Source organism: Pseudomonas sp. Q1-7, assembly GCF_028010285.1.
In the GTDB taxonomy this organism is placed as follows: Bacteria; Pseudomonadota; Gammaproteobacteria; order Pseudomonadales; family Pseudomonadaceae; genus Metapseudomonas.
Genome location: NZ_CP116304.1, coordinates 4,820,469 through 4,836,870 on the forward strand (window position 1 = coordinate 4,820,469; position 16,402 = coordinate 4,836,870).

14 protein-coding genes are annotated in these 16,402 nt (G+C 65.5%); 10 read left to right on the plus strand and 4 right to left on the minus strand.

The genetic code is table 11. The features are described from left to right. The first annotated feature begins 42 nt into the window (after positions 1–42). The 7 genes from PJW05_RS22385 (at position 43) to PJW05_RS22415 (ending at position 8,011) form a co-directional block, all read left to right on the plus strand. A complete protein-coding gene (locus PJW05_RS22385; RefSeq protein WP_271409141.1) occupies positions 43–2,013 on the plus strand; it encodes a DUF1302 domain-containing protein in 1,971 nt (656 codons plus the stop codon). 61 nt (positions 2,014–2,074) lie between these two features. Further along, the gene (locus PJW05_RS22390; RefSeq protein WP_271409142.1) at positions 2,075–3,442 is read left to right on the plus strand and encodes a DUF1329 domain-containing protein; all 1,368 of its coding nucleotides are present in this window, start codon (positions 2,075–2,077) and stop codon (positions 3,440–3,442) included. A gap of 84 nt (positions 3,443–3,526) precedes the next feature. Next, positions 3,527–4,540 carry a 2-dehydro-3-deoxygalactonokinase gene (locus PJW05_RS22395; RefSeq protein ID WP_271409143.1) on the plus strand — a complete coding sequence of 338 codons (1,014 nt, stop codon included), beginning with the start codon at positions 3,527–3,529 and terminating at the stop codon, positions 4,538–4,540. After that, on the plus strand, positions 4,534–5,172 hold the full coding sequence (locus PJW05_RS22400; RefSeq protein ID WP_271409144.1) for a 2-dehydro-3-deoxy-6-phosphogalactonate aldolase: 639 nt from the start codon (positions 4,534–4,536) through the stop codon (positions 5,170–5,172). Before PJW05_RS22395 ends, PJW05_RS22400 begins: the two co-directional genes overlap by 7 nt. Then, complete coding sequence (gene dgoD / locus PJW05_RS22405) at positions 5,169–6,317, plus strand: galactonate dehydratase (RefSeq protein WP_271409145.1); 1,149 nt, start codon at positions 5,169–5,171, stop codon at positions 6,315–6,317. Before PJW05_RS22400 ends, dgoD begins: the two co-directional genes overlap by 4 nt. 36 nt (positions 6,318–6,353) lie before the next feature. After that, positions 6,354–7,121 carry an SDR family NAD(P)-dependent oxidoreductase gene (locus tag PJW05_RS22410; protein ID WP_271409146.1) on the plus strand — a complete coding sequence of 256 codons (768 nt, stop codon included), beginning with the start codon at positions 6,354–6,356 and terminating at the stop codon, positions 7,119–7,121. After that, positions 7,118–8,011, plus strand: coding sequence for an SMP-30/gluconolactonase/LRE family protein (locus PJW05_RS22415; RefSeq protein WP_271409147.1), 894 nt, complete (start codon positions 7,118–7,120; stop codon positions 8,009–8,011). Before PJW05_RS22410 ends, PJW05_RS22415 begins: the two co-directional genes overlap by 4 nt. 484 nt (positions 8,012–8,495) lie before the next feature. Here the strand turns inward: PJW05_RS22415 and PJW05_RS22420 are convergent, their stop codons facing one another. Next, on the minus strand, positions 8,496–9,515 hold the full coding sequence (locus PJW05_RS22420; protein WP_271409148.1) for an AraC family transcriptional regulator: 1,020 nt from the start codon (positions 9,513–9,515) through the stop codon (positions 8,496–8,498). Between the two features lie 121 nt (positions 9,516–9,636). Between PJW05_RS22420 and PJW05_RS22425 the strand changes: the two genes are divergently transcribed. Continuing rightward, entirely contained in the window at positions 9,637–10,473 is an 837-nt protein-coding gene (locus PJW05_RS22425; protein WP_271409149.1) for a metal-dependent hydrolase, read from the plus strand. 40 nt (positions 10,474–10,513) lie between these two features. Here the strand turns inward: PJW05_RS22425 and PJW05_RS22430 are convergent, their stop codons facing one another. From PJW05_RS22430 to PJW05_RS22440, 3 genes are all read right to left on the minus strand, one after another. Next, entirely contained in the window at positions 10,514–11,455 is a 942-nt protein-coding gene (locus PJW05_RS22430; RefSeq protein WP_271409150.1) for an AEC family transporter, read from the minus strand. Between the two features lie 181 nt (positions 11,456–11,636). Then, positions 11,637–12,197: a response regulator transcription factor gene (locus PJW05_RS22435; RefSeq protein ID WP_271409151.1), complete on the minus strand. Its 561-nt coding sequence runs from the start codon at positions 12,195–12,197 to the stop codon at positions 11,637–11,639. A gap of 24 nt (positions 12,198–12,221) precedes the next feature. Further along, on the minus strand, positions 12,222–13,478 hold the full coding sequence (locus PJW05_RS22440; RefSeq protein ID WP_271409152.1) for an ATP-binding protein: 1,257 nt from the start codon (positions 13,476–13,478) through the stop codon (positions 12,222–12,224). A gap of 344 nt (positions 13,479–13,822) precedes the next feature. Between PJW05_RS22440 and PJW05_RS22445 the strand changes: the two genes are divergently transcribed. Then, a complete protein-coding gene (locus PJW05_RS22445; RefSeq protein ID WP_271409153.1) occupies positions 13,823–14,539 on the plus strand; it encodes an SIMPL domain-containing protein in 717 nt (238 codons plus the stop codon). A 213-nt stretch (positions 14,540–14,752) separates the two neighbouring features. After that, positions 14,753–16,354, plus strand: coding sequence for an ABC transporter substrate-binding protein (locus PJW05_RS22450; protein WP_271409154.1), 1,602 nt, complete (start codon positions 14,753–14,755; stop codon positions 16,352–16,354). Positions 16,355–16,402: the final 48 nt, after the last annotated feature.

The following is a 16,402-nucleotide window of genomic DNA, read 5'->3' on the forward strand; positions in this document are numbered from 1 at the left end:
ACGACCCCAGAACAACGACCAAACACCAGGGGTGTTTTTGCCATGCATACGTTGCCTCGACCTCTCCTTTCCTCGTCTCCGACGCGCTCCGGTTTCGCCTTCGCCAGCCTGTTGCCGCTTTGCCTGAGTCTTCCGGTGCAGGCGCTGGAGTTCAGCTTCTCCGACCACGAAATCGCCGGTTCGCTGGATACCACCATTTCCTATGGCAGGTTGTGGCGCGTGCAGGGCCAGGACAAGTCCAACGACGACCTCAACGGTAACGACGGAAACCGCAATTTCGGTACCGGCCTGGTCTCGGAGGTCTACAAGATCACCTCAGACTTCGGAGCGACCTACCGCAACTACGGCCTGTTCGTGCGTGGCTCGACCTTCTATGACACCCAGATCATGGATAAACGCAACGACTACTACGACCATAATGAGCCGCAGCAACCCAGCCAGTCCTTCCCCCGCGATGACCACTTCACCTCCGAGACCCGTAGTGTCGCTGGACACCGTGCGGAGATCCTCGACGCCTACGTCTACGGCAATTGGGACATCGCCGGCCGCCCCCTGACCGCCCGCCTCGGCCGCCAAGTGTTCAACTGGGGTGAAGCACTGTTCTATCGCGGCGGGGTCAACACCACCAACCCGGTCGACGCCTCGGCCTTCCACCTGCCCGGCTCCGAGGTGAAGGAAGTATTGATGCCGCTCGAGGCGATCAGTTTCACCACAGGACTGACCGACAGCCTGTCCATGGATGCCTTCTACCAGTGGAATTGGAAGGAAACTCGCATCGATCCGGTAGGCACCTTCTACAGCGGCACCGACCTGTTCGCCGATGGCGGCCATACCGCCTACGCCCAAGTCCCCTCGCTGGCCAACCCGGCGTTCCAAAACCTTTATCGGCAGCTTTCGGACGCGCACGTGGGCGGGCTACAGGGAACCGATTACTTGGACGCCAACGGCGTGGTCAAGGTCGCCCGGATAGGCCAGGACATCAATGCCCGTAACGACGGTCAGTTCGGCGTGGCATTCCGCTACCTGGCGGAATCGCTCAACTCCACCGAGTTCGGTTTCTACTTCGTCAACTACCACGCCAAGGAGCCGACACTCGCCGCATCCCTGGACGCCGCCTATGCAGGTGTCGACCTCGATCAACTGGCCGCTTTCGGCGGCTTCGGCAGCTACGACCAACTCACTGCCGCCGCCCGGGGCGGCAACGCGACCGCCAGGCAGGCCCTGGGGCTGATCAACGGCGCGGCCGTGGTCGACCTGACCAACCAACTGGTCGCCCAGCGCGAATACCCCGAAGACATCCGCATGCTCGGCCTGAGCTTCAACACCAGCCTAGGCAACGCCTCGCTATTCGGTGAGCTGGCCTACCGGCCGAACCTGCCGATTGGCATCGCCACCACCAACGACATGCTCAGCGACCTGATGAGCCAGGCACCCGAACTGAGCGGTGGCCAGAGCGTGCAGATCGGCAACCGGCAGATCGCACTGGGCACGGGCTCGGTCGTGCACAACTACGAACGGGTCGAATCCTTCAACGCCTCCCTAGGCACCATCTACAACTTCGGCCCGGCATTGTTCTTCGATTCCCTGACAGGGGTCGCCGAGATCGCCGGCGATCACCTGCGTGGCAGCCCCCTGAAGTACACCGCCTTTGATGGCAAATTGCGCTACTACACCAGCGGCGCCAACCAGGACTATGCCTCCGGCTTCGGCCGTGACAGCCAGGTCGATCGCAACGCCTATGGCTACACCTTGCAGCTGGCCGGGACCTGGAACGACGCACTGGCCGGAGTGAACCTCTCTCCTTATGTGGTGTTCAAGGAGGACTTCAAGGGCAACTCATCATCCGCCGGCAACTTCATCGAAGGACGCAAGGCCCACACATTAGGCCTCAAGGCCTCTTACCGCAGCACGCTGGAAGCCGAACTGCAGTACACCGCGTTCTATGGCGCCGGGCAGAACAACAGCACGCGAGATCGCGACAACGTCGGCCTCAACCTCAAGTACTCCTTTTAACCCCGCGCCCGGTCCGGGCCACTGACGTGGCTCCGGCGGGCGCACTCCATGGAGAAGCACCATGCGCAACTTGCGTACCCTGATCGGCGTGGCCGCCGCCCTGGCGCTGAGCGCCGGCAGCGCCCTGGCTGCGGTACTCGCGGACGACGCGGCCAAGCTGAAGTCGACCCTGACGCCCCTGGGCGCCGAGAAGGCCGGTAACGCTGCCGGCACCATCCCGGCCTGGACCGGTGGCATCACCCAGGCGCCACCCGGCTACCAATCCGGCCAACACCGCGCCGATCCGTTCGCAGACGACAAGCCCCTGTTCACCATCAGCAAGGCCAACCTGGAGCAATACAAGGCCAACCTTACCGCCGGCCAGATCGCCCTGCTCAATGCCTACCCGAACAGCTTCAAGATGCCGGTGTACCCCAGCCGTCGAACCGGCTCGGCACCGCAATGGGTCTACGACAATACCTTCAGCAACGCCACCAGCGCCCGCCTGGTCGAGGGTGGCAATGGTTTCGTCGACGCCTACGGTGGCATTCCGTTCCCGCTTCCGCAGAGTGGCATCGAGGCCCTGTGGAACCACATCGCCCGTTATCGCGGCACCTACCTCGTCCGCCGCTCCTCGGAGGCGGCGGTGCAACGCGACGGCAGCTTCACCCCGATCACCACCCAGTACGACATGCTGTTCCGGTACTACCAGCAGGGCGGCAGTTTCGCCGGCCTGAACAACACCCTGTTCTATTACCAGACCGTGGTGAAAAGCCCGGCACGCCTGGTCGGCACCGCCGCCTTGGTACGCGAAACCCTCGATCAGATCAGGGAGCCGCGCCAGGCATGGAGCTACAGCCCCGGGCAGCGTCGTGTGCGCCGAGCACCACTGTTCGCCTACGACACGCCAGGCACGACCACGGATGGCCTGCGCACCATCGACGACACCGACATGTTCAGCGGCGCCCCCGACCGTTACGACTGGAGCCTGGTAGGCAAGCGGGAAATCTACATCCCCTACAACAACTACAAGGTGTCCAGCCCCCAGGTGAAGTACAAGGAGCTGCTCCAGCCCGGCCACATCGCCCCTCAATACACCCGCTACGAGCTGCACCGGGTCTGGGTGGTCGAAGGCAAGCTCAAGCCCGGCGCACGGCACATCTACTCGCGACGCACCCTGTACCTCGACGAAGACAGTTGGAGTGCGGCAGTCGTCGACCAGTACGACGGTCGCGGCGAGCTGTGGCGGGTCTCGATGGCCTACCTGAGCAACTTCTACGAATTGCCCGCCACTAGCAGCGCGCTGGACGTGAACCACGACCTGCAGTCGCGCCGTTACATGGTTCAGTGGCTGGAGAACGAAGAGCCGGGCAGCGCCGACTTCAGCCAGCCGATACCGAACGATGACTACTTCAGCCCGTCGAGCCTCAGGGCTCGGGGTGTGCGCTGATCCCCGTCGAACTACACGACCTAGCAATCCACCGTAGCAGTCAGCGGAGCGCGCGCAGGCGCGGCCCGTAGACAAGGAGGGACGATGCACCAGCAACCACGTGCCACCATCCGAGTGCCGGGCGCGTTGGCGGGACCGGGCACGGAACGCGCTCTGGGAGGCCTGATCGGGCTCGACTGGGGCACCTCCAGCCTGCGCGCCTATCGCTTCGACGCGAACGGCCAGGTGTGCGCGACACGCCAGCGCCCGTGGGGCATACGCCAGTTACCCGCCGGCGGCTTCGAGGCGGCGCTGACACAGATCACCGAAGGCTGGCCGGCTTTGCCGCGCCTGGCCTGCGGCATGGTCGGCAGCCGCCAGGGCTGGCGCGAGGTGGCCTACGTCAAGCTGCCGGCCGACGCTGCGACGCTCGCCCGTGGGGTCGTCCACGTGCGCTGCGCCGATGGCGGTGAGCTGCACGTGGTGCCGGGTCTGCGCAACGCCGGCATCGCCGACCTGATGCGTGGAGAGGAAACCCAGATCATCGGCGCGCTGGCCCTGCGGCCCGAGTTAGCCGGCGAGTGTGACTGGCTCCTGCCGGGCACCCATAGCAAATGGGCCAGTGTGAGGAACGGAGTGATCACCGACTTCCGCACCTTCCTGACTGGAGAGCTGTATGCCCTGCTATGCCGGCATTCGACGCTCGGCACCGGCATCTCTCACGAGCCGGTCGATCCACAAGCGTTCGCGCGCGGCGTGCTGGCCGCGCGCGACAGCGGCGCGGCGGGCATCAGCGGCCGCCTGTTCTCGGCGCGGGCGTTGCTGCTCGAAGGTGAAATCGCCGGCGGCGACGTGTCCGCCTACCTGTCCGGCCTGCTGATCGGCGAGGAGCTGCGCGCCAACCTGGCCGCCGGGCGCCTGCGTCCCGGGCTGCCGCCGCAGCTGATCGGCGAAGCGGATCTGTGCCAGCGCTATCGCCAGGCCGCCGCGCTCTTCGACCTCCACCTGCCCGAACCGCTGCTCGACGCCAGCGCCCGCGGCCTGTGGCTCCTCGCCTGTGCGACAGGCCTCATCCCAATCGCAGCGCCGCAGGCGCCCAAGGAAACCCCATCATGTTGAACGCCTGGTTCGACCCCCTCCCTCTTGTCGCCATCCTGCGTGGCCTGCAGCCCGACGAGGCAGCGACCATCGGCGGCGCGCTTGCCGAGGCAGGCTTGCGCATGCTCGAAGTCCCCCTCAACTCGCCCCAACCGATGGAGACCATCTTCCGCCTGAACCAAGCCCTGGGCGATCAGTACCTGATCGGTGCAGGCACGGTGACGCGCGCCGAGCAGGTGGACGAGATCGCAGCCGCCGGCGGCCGACTGATCGTCATGCCGCATGCCGATACCACCGTCATCCGCGCCGCCAAGGACGCCGGCATGCTCTGCATCCCTGGCGTCGCCACGCCGACCGAGGCGTTCGCCGCCCTGGCCGCCGGCGCCGACGCGCTGAAGCTGTTCCCGGCCGAGGTGATTGGCCAAGACGGCCTCAAGGCCTGGCGTGCCGTGCTACCCGCCGACCTGCGCGTACTGCCGGTAGGCGGCATCAGCCCCACCACCATGCGCGCCTGGGTTGCCGCCGGTGCCCGTGGTTTCGGCATCGGTTCGGCACTCTACGTGCCCGGCCTTAGCGCCGCCGAGGTTGGCCGCCGTGCCCGTGCGTTTGCCAAGGGTTGGGCCGACGCCACACCACAGGAGTCTCGGCCATGAAGATCACCCGACTCACTACCTTCCAAGTCCCCCCGCGCTGGCTGTTCCTGCGCATCGACACCGACGTCGGCATCAGCGGCTGGGGCGAGCCGGTGGTGGAAGGCCGTGCGCACACCGTGGCGGCCGCCGTCGATGAACTCTCGGACTACCTGATCGGCAAAGACCCGCGTCATATCGAGGACCTGTGGAACGTTATGTACCGCGGCAGCTTTTACCGGGGCGGTCCGGTGCTGATGAGCGCCATTGCCGGCGTCGACCAGGCCCTCTGGGACATCAAGGGTAAGCACCACGGCGTGCCGGTGCACGAGCTGCTGGGCGGCCCGGTACGCGAGCGTATCCGGGCCTATTCGTGGATCGGCGGCGACCGCCCCGCGGACACCGCGCAGGCTGCGCGGGCGGCGGTCGAGCGCGGCTTCACGGCGGTGAAGATGAATGGCACCGAAGAGCTGCACTTCGTCGACAGCCATGCCAAGGTCGAACGCGTGTTGGAAAACGTCCAGGCGGTGCGCGACGCCGTCGGCCCGCACATCGGCCTGAGCGTCGACTTCCACGGACGGGTGCACAAGCCGATGGCCAAGGTGCTGATGCACGAACTGGCCCCTTACAAGCTGATGTTCATCGAGGAGCCGGTGCTCTCCGAACACCTCGACGCAATCCCCGAACTGGCAGCCATCACACCAGCGCCGATCGCCTTGGGCGAGCGTCTCTACACCCGCTATGACTTCAAGCGCGTACTCGCCATCGGTGGCGTCGACATCATCCAGCCCGACCCCTCGCACGCGGGCGGCATCACCGAGACGCGCAAGATCGCCGCGATGGCAGAAGCCTACGACGTTGCCCTGGCACTGCACTGTCCGTTGGGGCCGATCGCCCTGGCCGCGAACCTGCAACTGGACGCGGTGTGCCACAACGCGTTTATCCAGGAACAGAGTCTGGGCATTCACTACAACGCCGCCAACGACCTACTTGACTACCTTGTCGATCGCAGCGTGTTCACCTACGAACACGGCTATCTCAAGGTCCCCGGCGGTCCTGGCCTCGGAATCGAAGTCGACGAGGCCTACATCGCCGAGCGTGCCGCCGTCGGACACCGCTGGCGGAACCCGGTGTGGCGCCATGCCGACGGCAGCGTCGCCGAATGGTGAGCCCGTCGATCCATCCCGAAACTGTCCAGGAGTTCGATGATGTCCCGTTTCGCCTGTTACCCCAGCCTGGTCGACCGCAACGTGCTGATCACCGGTGGCGCCAGCGGCATCGGCGCCGCATTCGTCGAGCAGTTCTCCCGGCAAGGCGCCCGGGTGGCCTTCCTCGATGTGGACGAACGTGCCGCCGAGACGCTTGTCGAACGCCTCGCCGATGCGCGGCACGTACCCATCTACCTGTACTGTGACCTGACCGACCTGGACGCTCTGCGGGCTGCCATCGCCAGTGCTCGCGCGCAGATCGGCGCCATCGCCGTCCTGATAAACAACGCCGCAAACGACGGCCGACATGCACTGGCCGACATTGACGAGAGCGCCTTCGAGCACAACTTGGCGGTCAACCTGCGTCATCAGATCTTCGCGACCCAGGCGGTGATCCCGGACATGCGCCGGCTGGGCGGCGGCTCGATCATCTGCCTGGGATCTACGGGCTGGATGAGAAAAGGCGCCGGCTATCCCCTCTACGCGGCGGCCAAGGCGGCGGTGCGAGGCTTCGTCAACGGCATGGCCCGAGAACTGGGTCAGCAACGGATACGGATCAACAGCCTCGTGCCCGGCTGGGTCATCACAGAGCGCCAGGCGCGACTGTGGCTGGATGACGCCGGGCGCGAAGAGATTGCACGGAGCCAATGCCTACCGGGCTTTCTGAAACCCGACGAATTGGCCCGCGCAGCGCTGTTTCTCGCTGCCGACGACAGCCGCATGTGTACCGGCCAGGACTATATCGTCGACGGAGGCTGGATATGACGGTCGTCGCTCCAATGGAGGTAGAGCTGGACGCCGGTAACATTCTCGGCGAGGGCATCCTCTGGTGCGATCGAACCCAGACGCTGTCCTGGACCGACATCCAGCGCGCCACGCTGTTCCGCCTTCGGCCGGGAGGCGGGGTACTGCAACAGTGGCACCTGCCGGAACGACTGGCCTCCCTCGCGCTATGCGAAGACGAGGGCTGGTTGCTGCTGGCCTTGGCCTCGCGGCTGGCGTTCTTTCGCCTCTCCGATGGCGCCTTGCGGACGTTGCACGAGATAGAGCCCGGATTGCCGACGCGCTGCAACGACGGCGCTTGCGACCGTCAGGGCCGCTTCGTTTTCGGCACCTTGCATGAGCCAAGCGCCGGGCCACGTCAGCCGCTGGGCGGTTTCTGGCGCCTGCACACCGACCTGAGTCTGGAGCGCCTGCCCCTGCTGCCGGTGGCCATTGCCAATAGCCTCGCCTTCAGCCCCGACGGCACCATTCTGTACTACTGCGACTCGCCCAGCCGGCAAATCCACTGCTGCCCCTACGGTGAAACGCTCGGCCCGCCGCGGCTGTTCGCCGACCTTGGCGCGGTGCCTGGCGTACCGGACGGTTCCTGCGTCGACGCCGATGGCCACCTGTGGAACGCCCAATGGGGGCTGGGACGGGTAGTACGCTACGCTCCCGACGGCGCCGCGCAAGGCATCTGGCCAGTACCGGCGCTCCAGCCAACCCGCCCGGCATTCGGCGGCCCGCTGCTGGATATGCTCTATCTCACCAGCGCGCGTGAAGGGCGGTCCATCACGGAGCTGGCCAAAGATCCGCTGGCCGGCTCGCTGTTCCGCTGCCAGCCGGGCGTGCGCGGCCTGCCCGAGCCGCGCTTCGCCGGAACACCCGAGTGAAGCGGATCGGACTGAGCGTCCCGGTCCCCCTGCACGTGTCCTTGAGCGCAGGGTGAATTCTGAGAGCCTACAACCCGGCTAAGCGGGTGTAGCCAGCTGTCAGCCGGCGTATCAGCAAGCGCGCTTCTACCGGCCACACCCAGGCTTATCTGGCGTGGTGCAGGTGATCGTGATGGATGACCCGCCGAGAACGACGAGGCGGTTTGCCACGCCCACCGTCGTGCTCGACCACACGTGTCCACTCGGCCTCGGTGAGACAGCGGGGGCAGTGCTGCTCAGGCTGGCTGCGTCGGTGATCGTCGCCCTCCAGGACGCTGCTCGGGAGGCTCGAACAGGCGTTTGCCGCTCAATGTGACACGCTGATCTCCGACGCGTTTCAGCGTCGTGGCCAAGGTAGCCGGATGCGTCGCGACGCTCGCTTTCTCCGTGAACAGCGCCATCCGCTCCGCCAGGCTAGACGGCGGGTCGGCCGGGGCTAACTCGACTAACGGCCGGCACGATAATCGCTCGGCAACTTCCCCGTCCATTTGCGGAAGGCCCGGCGGAAGTTGGACGGGTCGCTGAAGCCCAGCAGGTTGGCGATCTCGAACAGCGGCAGTTGGGTGGTGCCGAGGTATTGCAGGGCCAGCCCCTTGCGCACCTCATCCAGCACCTGTTGATAACTGGTGCCCATGGCCGACAGGTGCCGGCGCAGGCTGCGACCGCTGGTGTGCAGGGCGTGGGCCGCACCGTCGAGGTCGGGGAAGTCGCCCGGGCGCGCCAGCAACAGGCGGCGCACGCGGGTGAGCAGCGCGTCCTGCACGTCCAGGCTGGCCAGCAAGGCTTCGCACTGCTGTTCGCACATCTGCACCGTGGCCGGATTGGCCAGGGCCATGGGGCGCTCCAGGTAGGCCTTGGGCAGGCTCAGCCAGTGGCAGGGCTGCTCGAACCGCGCCGCCACGCCGAACACGTCCGCGTAGCGAGCCGCATAGACGGGCGCCGCGTGGGCAAAGCCCACCTGTTGACCGCTCAGCTCCTCGCCGACGAGGAAGCGCGCAATGCTGAAGAAACTGGCCAGCAGGCCCTCGCCGGCGAAGCGACCCAACGGCCCCATGGGAAAGGATTCGGTGGCGCGCAGTTGCAGGCAGTCGCCCTGCTCCACCAGCTCCAGCTCGTAGGCCAGGCCCAGCACCCGGTAATACTTCATGGCGAACTGCAGGGCACGCCCGAGGTTGGCGCTGGACAGCACCGCATAGCCGAGGATGCCGTGGGTGGAAACGTTCAGCCGCTGACCGAGGATCAGGCCCAGGGCCGGTTCGTGGCAGTGCTGCAGCGCGGCGGCGGCGAGCTGGTGGAAGTCGATGAACGACAGGCGGCCATTGGGATTGCCGAGGATTTCCGGCCGGACCCTGGCGCTGGCGAACAGCGCCGCGCGCACTACGCCCAACTCCTCGGCCAGACCCAGCAGGGCTTCGGCATAGGCAACGGGCACCAGTTCGGCGGAAAAGGTCAGCGGCTGCTTCATCGTGGCGTCTTGTTCTGGTTGTGGCCGGATATGACCTGAAGGTTGGCAGAAGTTAACCTTGTCCGACAAAACCCGGCAAGCCGATAGTGGAACCATGGTCCTACATACTCGAGGAACCCCCATGGCCAGCACCACCCCCAAAGGATTGGTTATCCGTCCGCGCCACATGGATTTCGACCTGCCCAGCCCCCTGCCCCGCCACTGGCACGGCGGCGATGCGTTCAAGAGCCACCTGTTCGATGCCATGTCGGTGCTCTTCCCCGACGGCGAGCGCTTCTTCATCGACTCGGTGCGCCACTTCCGCGAGCAGATCGAAGACCCGGTGCTGAAGGAGCAGATCCGCGGCTTCATCGGCCAGGAGGGCCACCACAGCCGCGAACACCTGGAGTACAGCAACCGCTTGCGCGACCTCGGCTACGACATCGGCACCATCGAACGCCGCGCCCGGGCACGTATCCGCTTCACCCAGAAGAAATTCTCCCCTCACCGCCAACTGGCCGCCACCGCCGCCTTGGAACACATCACCGCGATCATGGCCGACGGCCTGCTGAAGAACCCCGAATACATGGCCGGCGCCCACCCGAGCATGGCGCGCCTGTGGCGCTGGCACGCGCTGGAGGAAACCGAACACAAGGCGGTGGCCTTCGACGTCTACAACCAGGTCTGCGGCAGCCACCGCCTGCTGCGACGGGCGATGCTGATGGGCACCTTCTTCTTCGTCCTCGACACCAGCCGTGGCTTGGCGCACATGCTCAAGCGCGACGGCCTGCTGTGGAACTGGCGGGTCTGGCGCGACGGTCTGGCCTGGATGTGGGGCCGCAACGGCATCTTCCGCCCCCTGCTCGCTACCTATCTGGACTTCTTCAGGAAGGGCTTCCACCCCTGGCAACACGACAACCTGGACCTGCTGAACAAGGCGCGGGAAGAGTTCGACGTAGCGCAGGCGAGTGTGGCGTGAGGCGGCGAAGAGCAGGCACGGCGATGTCCAGCCTTTAACTTCAAATCACACCGCCCCATTGCAGCAGGAACAACCCGACGTTGGTGGTCACCACTGCCGCCAGCGTGGTGATCACGATGATGGCCGCCGCCAGTTCGTGGTTGCCGTTCACCGCGCGGGCCATCACGAAGCTGGCCGCCGCCGTCGGGCTGCCGAAGTAGAGAAAGAGGATCGCCAGTTCGGCGTTGCGGAAGCCGCATAGCCAGGCACCCAAGGTGGCGAGGATCGGCAGCCAGACCATTTTCATCAGGCTGGCGCTGACCGCGACCCGCCCGCTGGAACGCAGCGAGGCCAGGGACAGGGTGCCGCCGATGCAGATCAGCGCCAGCGGCAGGGTCATCTGGGCGAAGTAATCGCCCGAAGTGACCAGCCAGGCCGGTAGCGGAATCTGCCAGTAGGCCACCGGAATGGCCGCCAGCACGCCGATGATCAGCGGGTTGCTGATGATGCTCCTCGCCAGGCTGAGCGGATCGCTCTTGGCATTCGGGCTGTAGATCGCCAGGACGATGGACGACAGTGTGTTGTAGCTGAGGATCACCACCCCGCCGAGGATACTGCCCACCGACAGGCCGTAGTCGCCGTACATGCTGGTGGCCAGGGCCAGGCCGACAATGCCGTTGTTGCCGCGAAAGGCACCCTGGGCATAGATGCCGCGATCGGCCGCCGGGCAACGCAGGATGGCCCAGCCCCAGCCGACCAGGAAACACACCAGGGTCGCCGCCACGAAGTAGCCGATCAGTGCCGGTTGCAGCGCCGTGCGCAGGTCGGCCCGGACGATGCCGAGAAACAGCAGCGTGGGCATGGTGCCCTTGAACACCAGGGATGAAGCCGTGTCGATGAAGCGGGCGTCGATCCAGCCCAGGCGCTTGAGGGCCACGCCCAGGAACAGCATGGAGAAGACCGGCGCGGTGATGCTGAGGGTCTGCTGGACGACGGCAAGCATGGTGAACCTGGGCGGCGGGAATAGTTAGGCGGCTAAGGATACCAACTGCGGAAGAGAAAAGGCTTTCGCAGACCTTTCAGACCGATGGGGCGGGAATCGTCACTGTGGGAGCGAATTCATTCGCGAAGCGGCGTCCGTCATCGCGAATGAATTCGCTCCCACAAATACAAGCAGGGGCCGTTCAGCGACGCACCGGCCGCTTCTGCAACTTGCGCTGCAAGGTCCGGCGGTGCATGCCCAGGGCGCGGGCGGTGGCGGAGATATTGCCGTCGTGCTCGGCCAGCACGCGCTGGATGTGCTCCCACTGCAGGCGGTCCACCGACATGGGGTTTTCCGGGACCAGGCTGTCCAGGTCGGCATGCTCGGAGAGCAGCGCGGTCAGCACGTCGTCGGCATCGGCCGGCTTGCACAGGTAGTTGGTGGCGCCGCGCTTGATGGCTTCCACCGCCGTGGCGATGCTGGAATAGCCGGTGAGGATCACCACGCGCATCTCGGCATCCAGTTCCAGCAGCTTGGGCAGCAGCACCAGGCCGGAATCGCCGTCCATCTTCAGGTCCAGCACGGCGTAATCGGGCAGATCGTCCTTGGCCAGTTGCAGGCCTTCTTCCGCCGAACCGGCCACGGTCACCCGCAGGCCGCGGCGGGACATGGCGCGAGCCATCACGCGAGTGAAGGTGGCGTCGTCGTCGACCAGCAGCAGGTGAGGTTGTTCTTCGCCTTCGATCAGGGGTTCGTCACTCATCTCGCTTCCTCTTCGTCAAGGCTCTCAGGCGACGCCGTAGGTGCGCGGCAGGCGCAGCTCGGTCAGGGTGCCGCCCTCTTCATGGTTATAGAGTTTAACCGTGCCGCCGGCACGGGTGACGCTGGCCTGGCTCAGGAACAGGCCGAGGCCGAAGCCCTTGCCCTTGGTGGTGAAGAAGGGCCGCCCCAACTGCTCGGCGATGGCCAGGGGCACGCCAGCCCCATGATCGCGGATGGTCAGCACCATCCACTGGTGATCCCAGTTGATGCGGATGTCGAGCTTTTCCGGGCAGGCATCGGCGGCGTTGTTGAGCAGGTTCAGCAGGGCCTGTGTCAGGTCTGCCGGGGGCTTCACCCGCGGCGCCACGCCAAGTCCCATGCACTGGTAGCGGTAGGTGGCTTCCGGGCGCATCAGGTGCCAGCGGTTGAGGGTGACTTCCAGCCACTCGATCACCGACAGCTCCACCACCGCCTGCCGGCGATCCGCCTCGGCGGCGCGCACCAGTTGTTGCAGGGTGTCCTTGCAGAGCATCACCTGTTCCTGCAGCAGGGCCAGGTCATCCTGCAGGCCGGGCTTGTCGCGATGCTCCTGGCGCAGTTCCTTGAGCAGCACGCTCATGGTCGCCAGCGGCGTACCCAGTTCGTGGGCGGCACCGGCGGCCTGGGTGGCCACGGCCAGCAGTTGCTGGTCGCGCATGCTTTCCTCGCGGCGTACCGCCTGCAGCTGATCCTGGCGACGCAGCTCCTCGGCCATCCGCGCGACGAAGAAGGTGATTAGCGCCGCCGCCAGGGCGAAGCTCAGCCACATGCCGTAGATCAGCAGCGACTCACGCTGGCCGGAGGGCATTTCCAGCGGGTGGAACAGCACCAGCAGCAGGGTGTAGGCCACCAGCGCCAGCCCCGCCAGCGTCAGGGTGTAGAGCCAGGGCAGGGTCGCCGCGGCGATGGTCAGCGGCACCAGGTAATAGGATACGAAGGGGTTGGTCGAACCCCCGGAGAAATACAGCAGCACGCTGTGGATGACCAGGTCGAAACCGAGCTGCACGGCATATTCCAGCTCGGTCACCGGCCAGGGCCCGCGCAGGCGCAGGGCCGTGGCCACGCACAGCACCGTGGACACACCGAGGGTCAGGCTCAGCGCCAGCCAGGGCAGCGGCAGTAATTGCGACTTGTAGGCGAGGCCGACCGAGCCGGCCTGGGCGGCCAGGACAAGGATGCGGATCAGGGTCAGCCGCAGCAGGTTCTGGCGGCTGGCGGACAGTAGCTGTACGGGTTCGAGCATGGGTACTCCCTGGAATCGGCGGAGTATAACCAAGGCATGCCCCGGCCCGCCTCCGTGCGGCAACTCGCCGCAGTGGGTACGGAACTCCACGCTTGTGGGAGCGAATTCATTCGCGATGCAGGACGAAGTCCTGCCCCTGGCCCTCCCATAGGGACCGTTGCACGGTCCTTTCGCGAATGAATTCGCTCCTACGAGATCATCATCCACCGCGCTGCAGCTGGAACATCCGTCCTCATTCCAGGTCAATTTGCGACGCCGTTAACCCGAATGGACGACCCTCTTCGTCCACTATGGAGAAATCCCCGCGCAACCCGCGCGCAAGCCTGTCCCACAAGGAGTCGTTCATGTCCACGTACACCCGCCTCGCCGCCGCCCTCGCCCTCTGCGCCGCCAGCTTCGGCAGTCTCTCGGCCCAGGCCGCCGGCGAAGTCCACTACAACCAGGTCGCGGTGCGCGCAGAAGTCAGCCAGGAAGTGGCCCACGACCTGATGCACGTGACCCTCTACAGCGAGTCGCAGAATACCGACCCGGCCAAGCTCGCCGAGCAGATCACCCGCACCCTCAATGGTGCCGTGGACAAGGCGCGCAAGACCAAAGGCGTCAGCGTCAGCCTGGGCAGCCGCAACAGCTACCCGGTGTATGACGACAAGGGCCAGAAGATCACCGCCTGGCGCGAACGCGCCGAACTGCGCCTGGAAAGCGCCGACTTCGCCACGCTGTCCCAGCTCAGCGCCGACCTGCTGGGCGACCTGAAGGTGGCCGGAATGAACTTCAGCATCGCCGAGAAGACCCGCAAGACCCACGAAGACGACTTGATCAAGCAGGCCGTGGACGCCTTCAAGGCCCGCGCGCAGCTAGCTACCGATGCCCTCGGCGGCAAGGGCTACAAACTGGTCAACCTGAGCCTGAACAGCGCCGGCTTCCAGCCGCCGCAGCCGATCATGATGCGCGCCATGGCCGCCAAGGGGTACGCCGACAGCGCCGCCGCGCCGGAAATCGAAGCCGGCACCAGCCGCGTCAGCGTCAGCGCCGACGGCACCATCGAAGTGCAGATGCCCTGATGCATAGCAGGGCGCCGAACCGCATTGGCGCGGCGCCCTCCACCCTGCCCCGGTCGCGATTTGCAGAATTGCGACACGCCCTTACAGCTTTTTCCCGCCGACTACACTCTTTGCCGTCCGGCTATTGCGTCGGGCATATGCCCTGCATAGCTTCTCGCAAGGTCCTTACAAAGGACCCCTCACGATGACAACCAGAACAAACATGAGGTCAACATGCGTAAAAACGCCGTCATCCAGGCACTTGTCGCCGCTGGGCTGATCGCCAGCGCGCCCTTCGCCAGCGCCGCGAGCAACCTGGTGTTCTGCTCCGAAGGCAGCCCCGCCGGTTTCGATCCGGGCCAATACACCACCGGCACCGATTTCGACGCCGCCGCCGAAACCGTCTTCAACCGCCTGAGCCAGTTCGAGCGTGGCGGCACCGCGGTGATCCCGGGCCTGGCCGAGAAGTGGGACGTATCCCCTGACGGCCTCACCTACACCTTCCACCTGCGCAAGGGCGTGAAGTTCCACACCACCGACTACTTCAAGCCGACCCGCGACTTCAACGCCGACGACGTGCTCTTCACCTTCCAGCGCATGCTCGACAAGGACCATCCGTTCCGCAAGGCGTACCCCACCGAATTCCCCTACTTCACCGACATGGGCATGGACGCCAACATCGCCAAGGTGGAGAAACTCGACGACAGCACCGTCAAGTTCACCCTCAACGGCGTGGATGCGGCCTTCATCCAGAACCTGGCCATGAGCTTCGCCTCCATCCAGTCCGCCGAGTACGCCGACCAGTTGCTCAAGGCCGGCAAGGCGGCGGACATCAACCAGAAGCCCGTCGGCACCGGCCCCTTCGTCTTCAAGCGCTACCAGAAGGACGCGCAGATTCGCTTCACCGGCAACAAGGACTACTGGAAGCCGGATGACGTGAAGATCGACAACCTGATCTTCGCCATCAACACCGACGCCTCGGTACGCATGCAGAAGGTCAAGGCCGGCGAATGCCAGGTCACCCTCTTCCCGCGTCCGGCCGACCTGGAAGCGCTGAAGAAGGACCCGAACCTGAGCATGCCGTCGCAGCCGGGCTTCAACCTCGGCTACATCGCCTACAACGTCACCCACAAGCCCTTCGACAAGCTCGAGGTGCGCCAGGCGCTGGACATGGCGGTGAACAAGCAGGGCATCATCGACGCCGTCTACCAGGGCGCCGGCCAACTGGCCGTGAACGGCATGCCGCCGACCCAGTGGTCCTACGACGAATCCGTCAAGGATGCCGGCTACAACCCGGAGAAAGCCAAGGAGCTGCTCAAGGCCGCCGGCGTCGCCGAAGGCACCGAGATCACCCTCTGGGCCATGCCGGTGCAGCGTCCGTACAACCCCAACGCCAAGCTGATGGCCGAAATGCTCCAGGCCGACTGGGCCAAGGTGGGCATCAAGGCCAAGATCGTCACCTACGAATGGGGCGAGTACATCAAGCGCGCCAAGGGCGGTGAACACGACGCCATGCTGATCGGCTGGAGCGGCGACAATGGCGACCCGGACAACTGGCTGGGCACCCTCTACGGCTGCGACGCCGTGGACGGCAACAACTTCTCCAAGTGGTGCGACGCCGGCTACGACAAGCTCATCAAGCAGGCCAAGGCCACCCCGGACCAGGCCCAGCGCACCGAGCTGTACAAGCAGGCCCAGCACATTCTCAAGGACAATGTGCCGATCACCCCGATCGCCCACTCCACCGTCTACCAGCCGATGCGCAAGAACGTGCAGGACTTCAAGATCAGCCCGTTCGCGCTCAACTCCTTCTATGGCGTGAGCGTCGGCAAGTAAGCCGGCAAACGGGGCCTTCGGGCCCCGTTTTCTTTGGAGCCCTCCCCC

What these genes read in the sequence shown, in the direction of transcription:
- PJW05_RS22385 (WP_271409141.1), top strand. Translation starts at nt 43, where the DNA reads ATGCATACGTTGCCTCGACCTCTCCTTTCCTCGTCTCCGACGCGCTCC.
- PJW05_RS22390 (WP_271409142.1), top strand. Translation starts at nt 2,075, where the DNA reads ATGCGCAACTTGCGTACCCTGATCGGCGTGGCCGCCGCCCTGGCGCTG.
- PJW05_RS22395 (WP_271409143.1), top strand. Translation starts at nt 3,527, where the DNA reads ATGCACCAGCAACCACGTGCCACCATCCGAGTGCCGGGCGCGTTGGCG.
- PJW05_RS22400 (WP_271409144.1), top strand. Translation starts at nt 4,534, where the DNA reads ATGTTGAACGCCTGGTTCGACCCCCTCCCTCTTGTCGCCATCCTGCGT.
- dgoD (WP_271409145.1), top strand. Translation starts at nt 5,169, where the DNA reads ATGAAGATCACCCGACTCACTACCTTCCAAGTCCCCCCGCGCTGGCTG.
- PJW05_RS22410 (WP_271409146.1), top strand. Translation starts at nt 6,354, where the DNA reads ATGATGTCCCGTTTCGCCTGTTACCCCAGCCTGGTCGACCGCAACGTG.
- PJW05_RS22415 (WP_271409147.1), top strand. Translation starts at nt 7,118, where the DNA reads ATGACGGTCGTCGCTCCAATGGAGGTAGAGCTGGACGCCGGTAACATT.
- PJW05_RS22420 (WP_271409148.1), bottom strand. Translation starts at nt 9,515, where the DNA reads ATGAAGCAGCCGCTGACCTTTTCCGCCGAACTGGTGCCCGTTGCCTAT.
- PJW05_RS22425 (WP_271409149.1), top strand. Translation starts at nt 9,637, where the DNA reads ATGGCCAGCACCACCCCCAAAGGATTGGTTATCCGTCCGCGCCACATG.
- PJW05_RS22430 (WP_271409150.1), bottom strand. Translation starts at nt 11,455, where the DNA reads ATGCTTGCCGTCGTCCAGCAGACCCTCAGCATCACCGCGCCGGTCTTC.
- PJW05_RS22435 (WP_271409151.1), bottom strand. Translation starts at nt 12,197, where the DNA reads ATGAGTGACGAACCCCTGATCGAAGGCGAAGAACAACCTCACCTGCTG.
- PJW05_RS22440 (WP_271409152.1), bottom strand. Translation starts at nt 13,478, where the DNA reads ATGCTCGAACCCGTACAGCTACTGTCCGCCAGCCGCCAGAACCTGCTG.
- PJW05_RS22445 (WP_271409153.1), top strand. Translation starts at nt 13,823, where the DNA reads ATGTCCACGTACACCCGCCTCGCCGCCGCCCTCGCCCTCTGCGCCGCC.
- PJW05_RS22450 (WP_271409154.1), top strand. Translation starts at nt 14,753, where the DNA reads ATGCGTAAAAACGCCGTCATCCAGGCACTTGTCGCCGCTGGGCTGATC.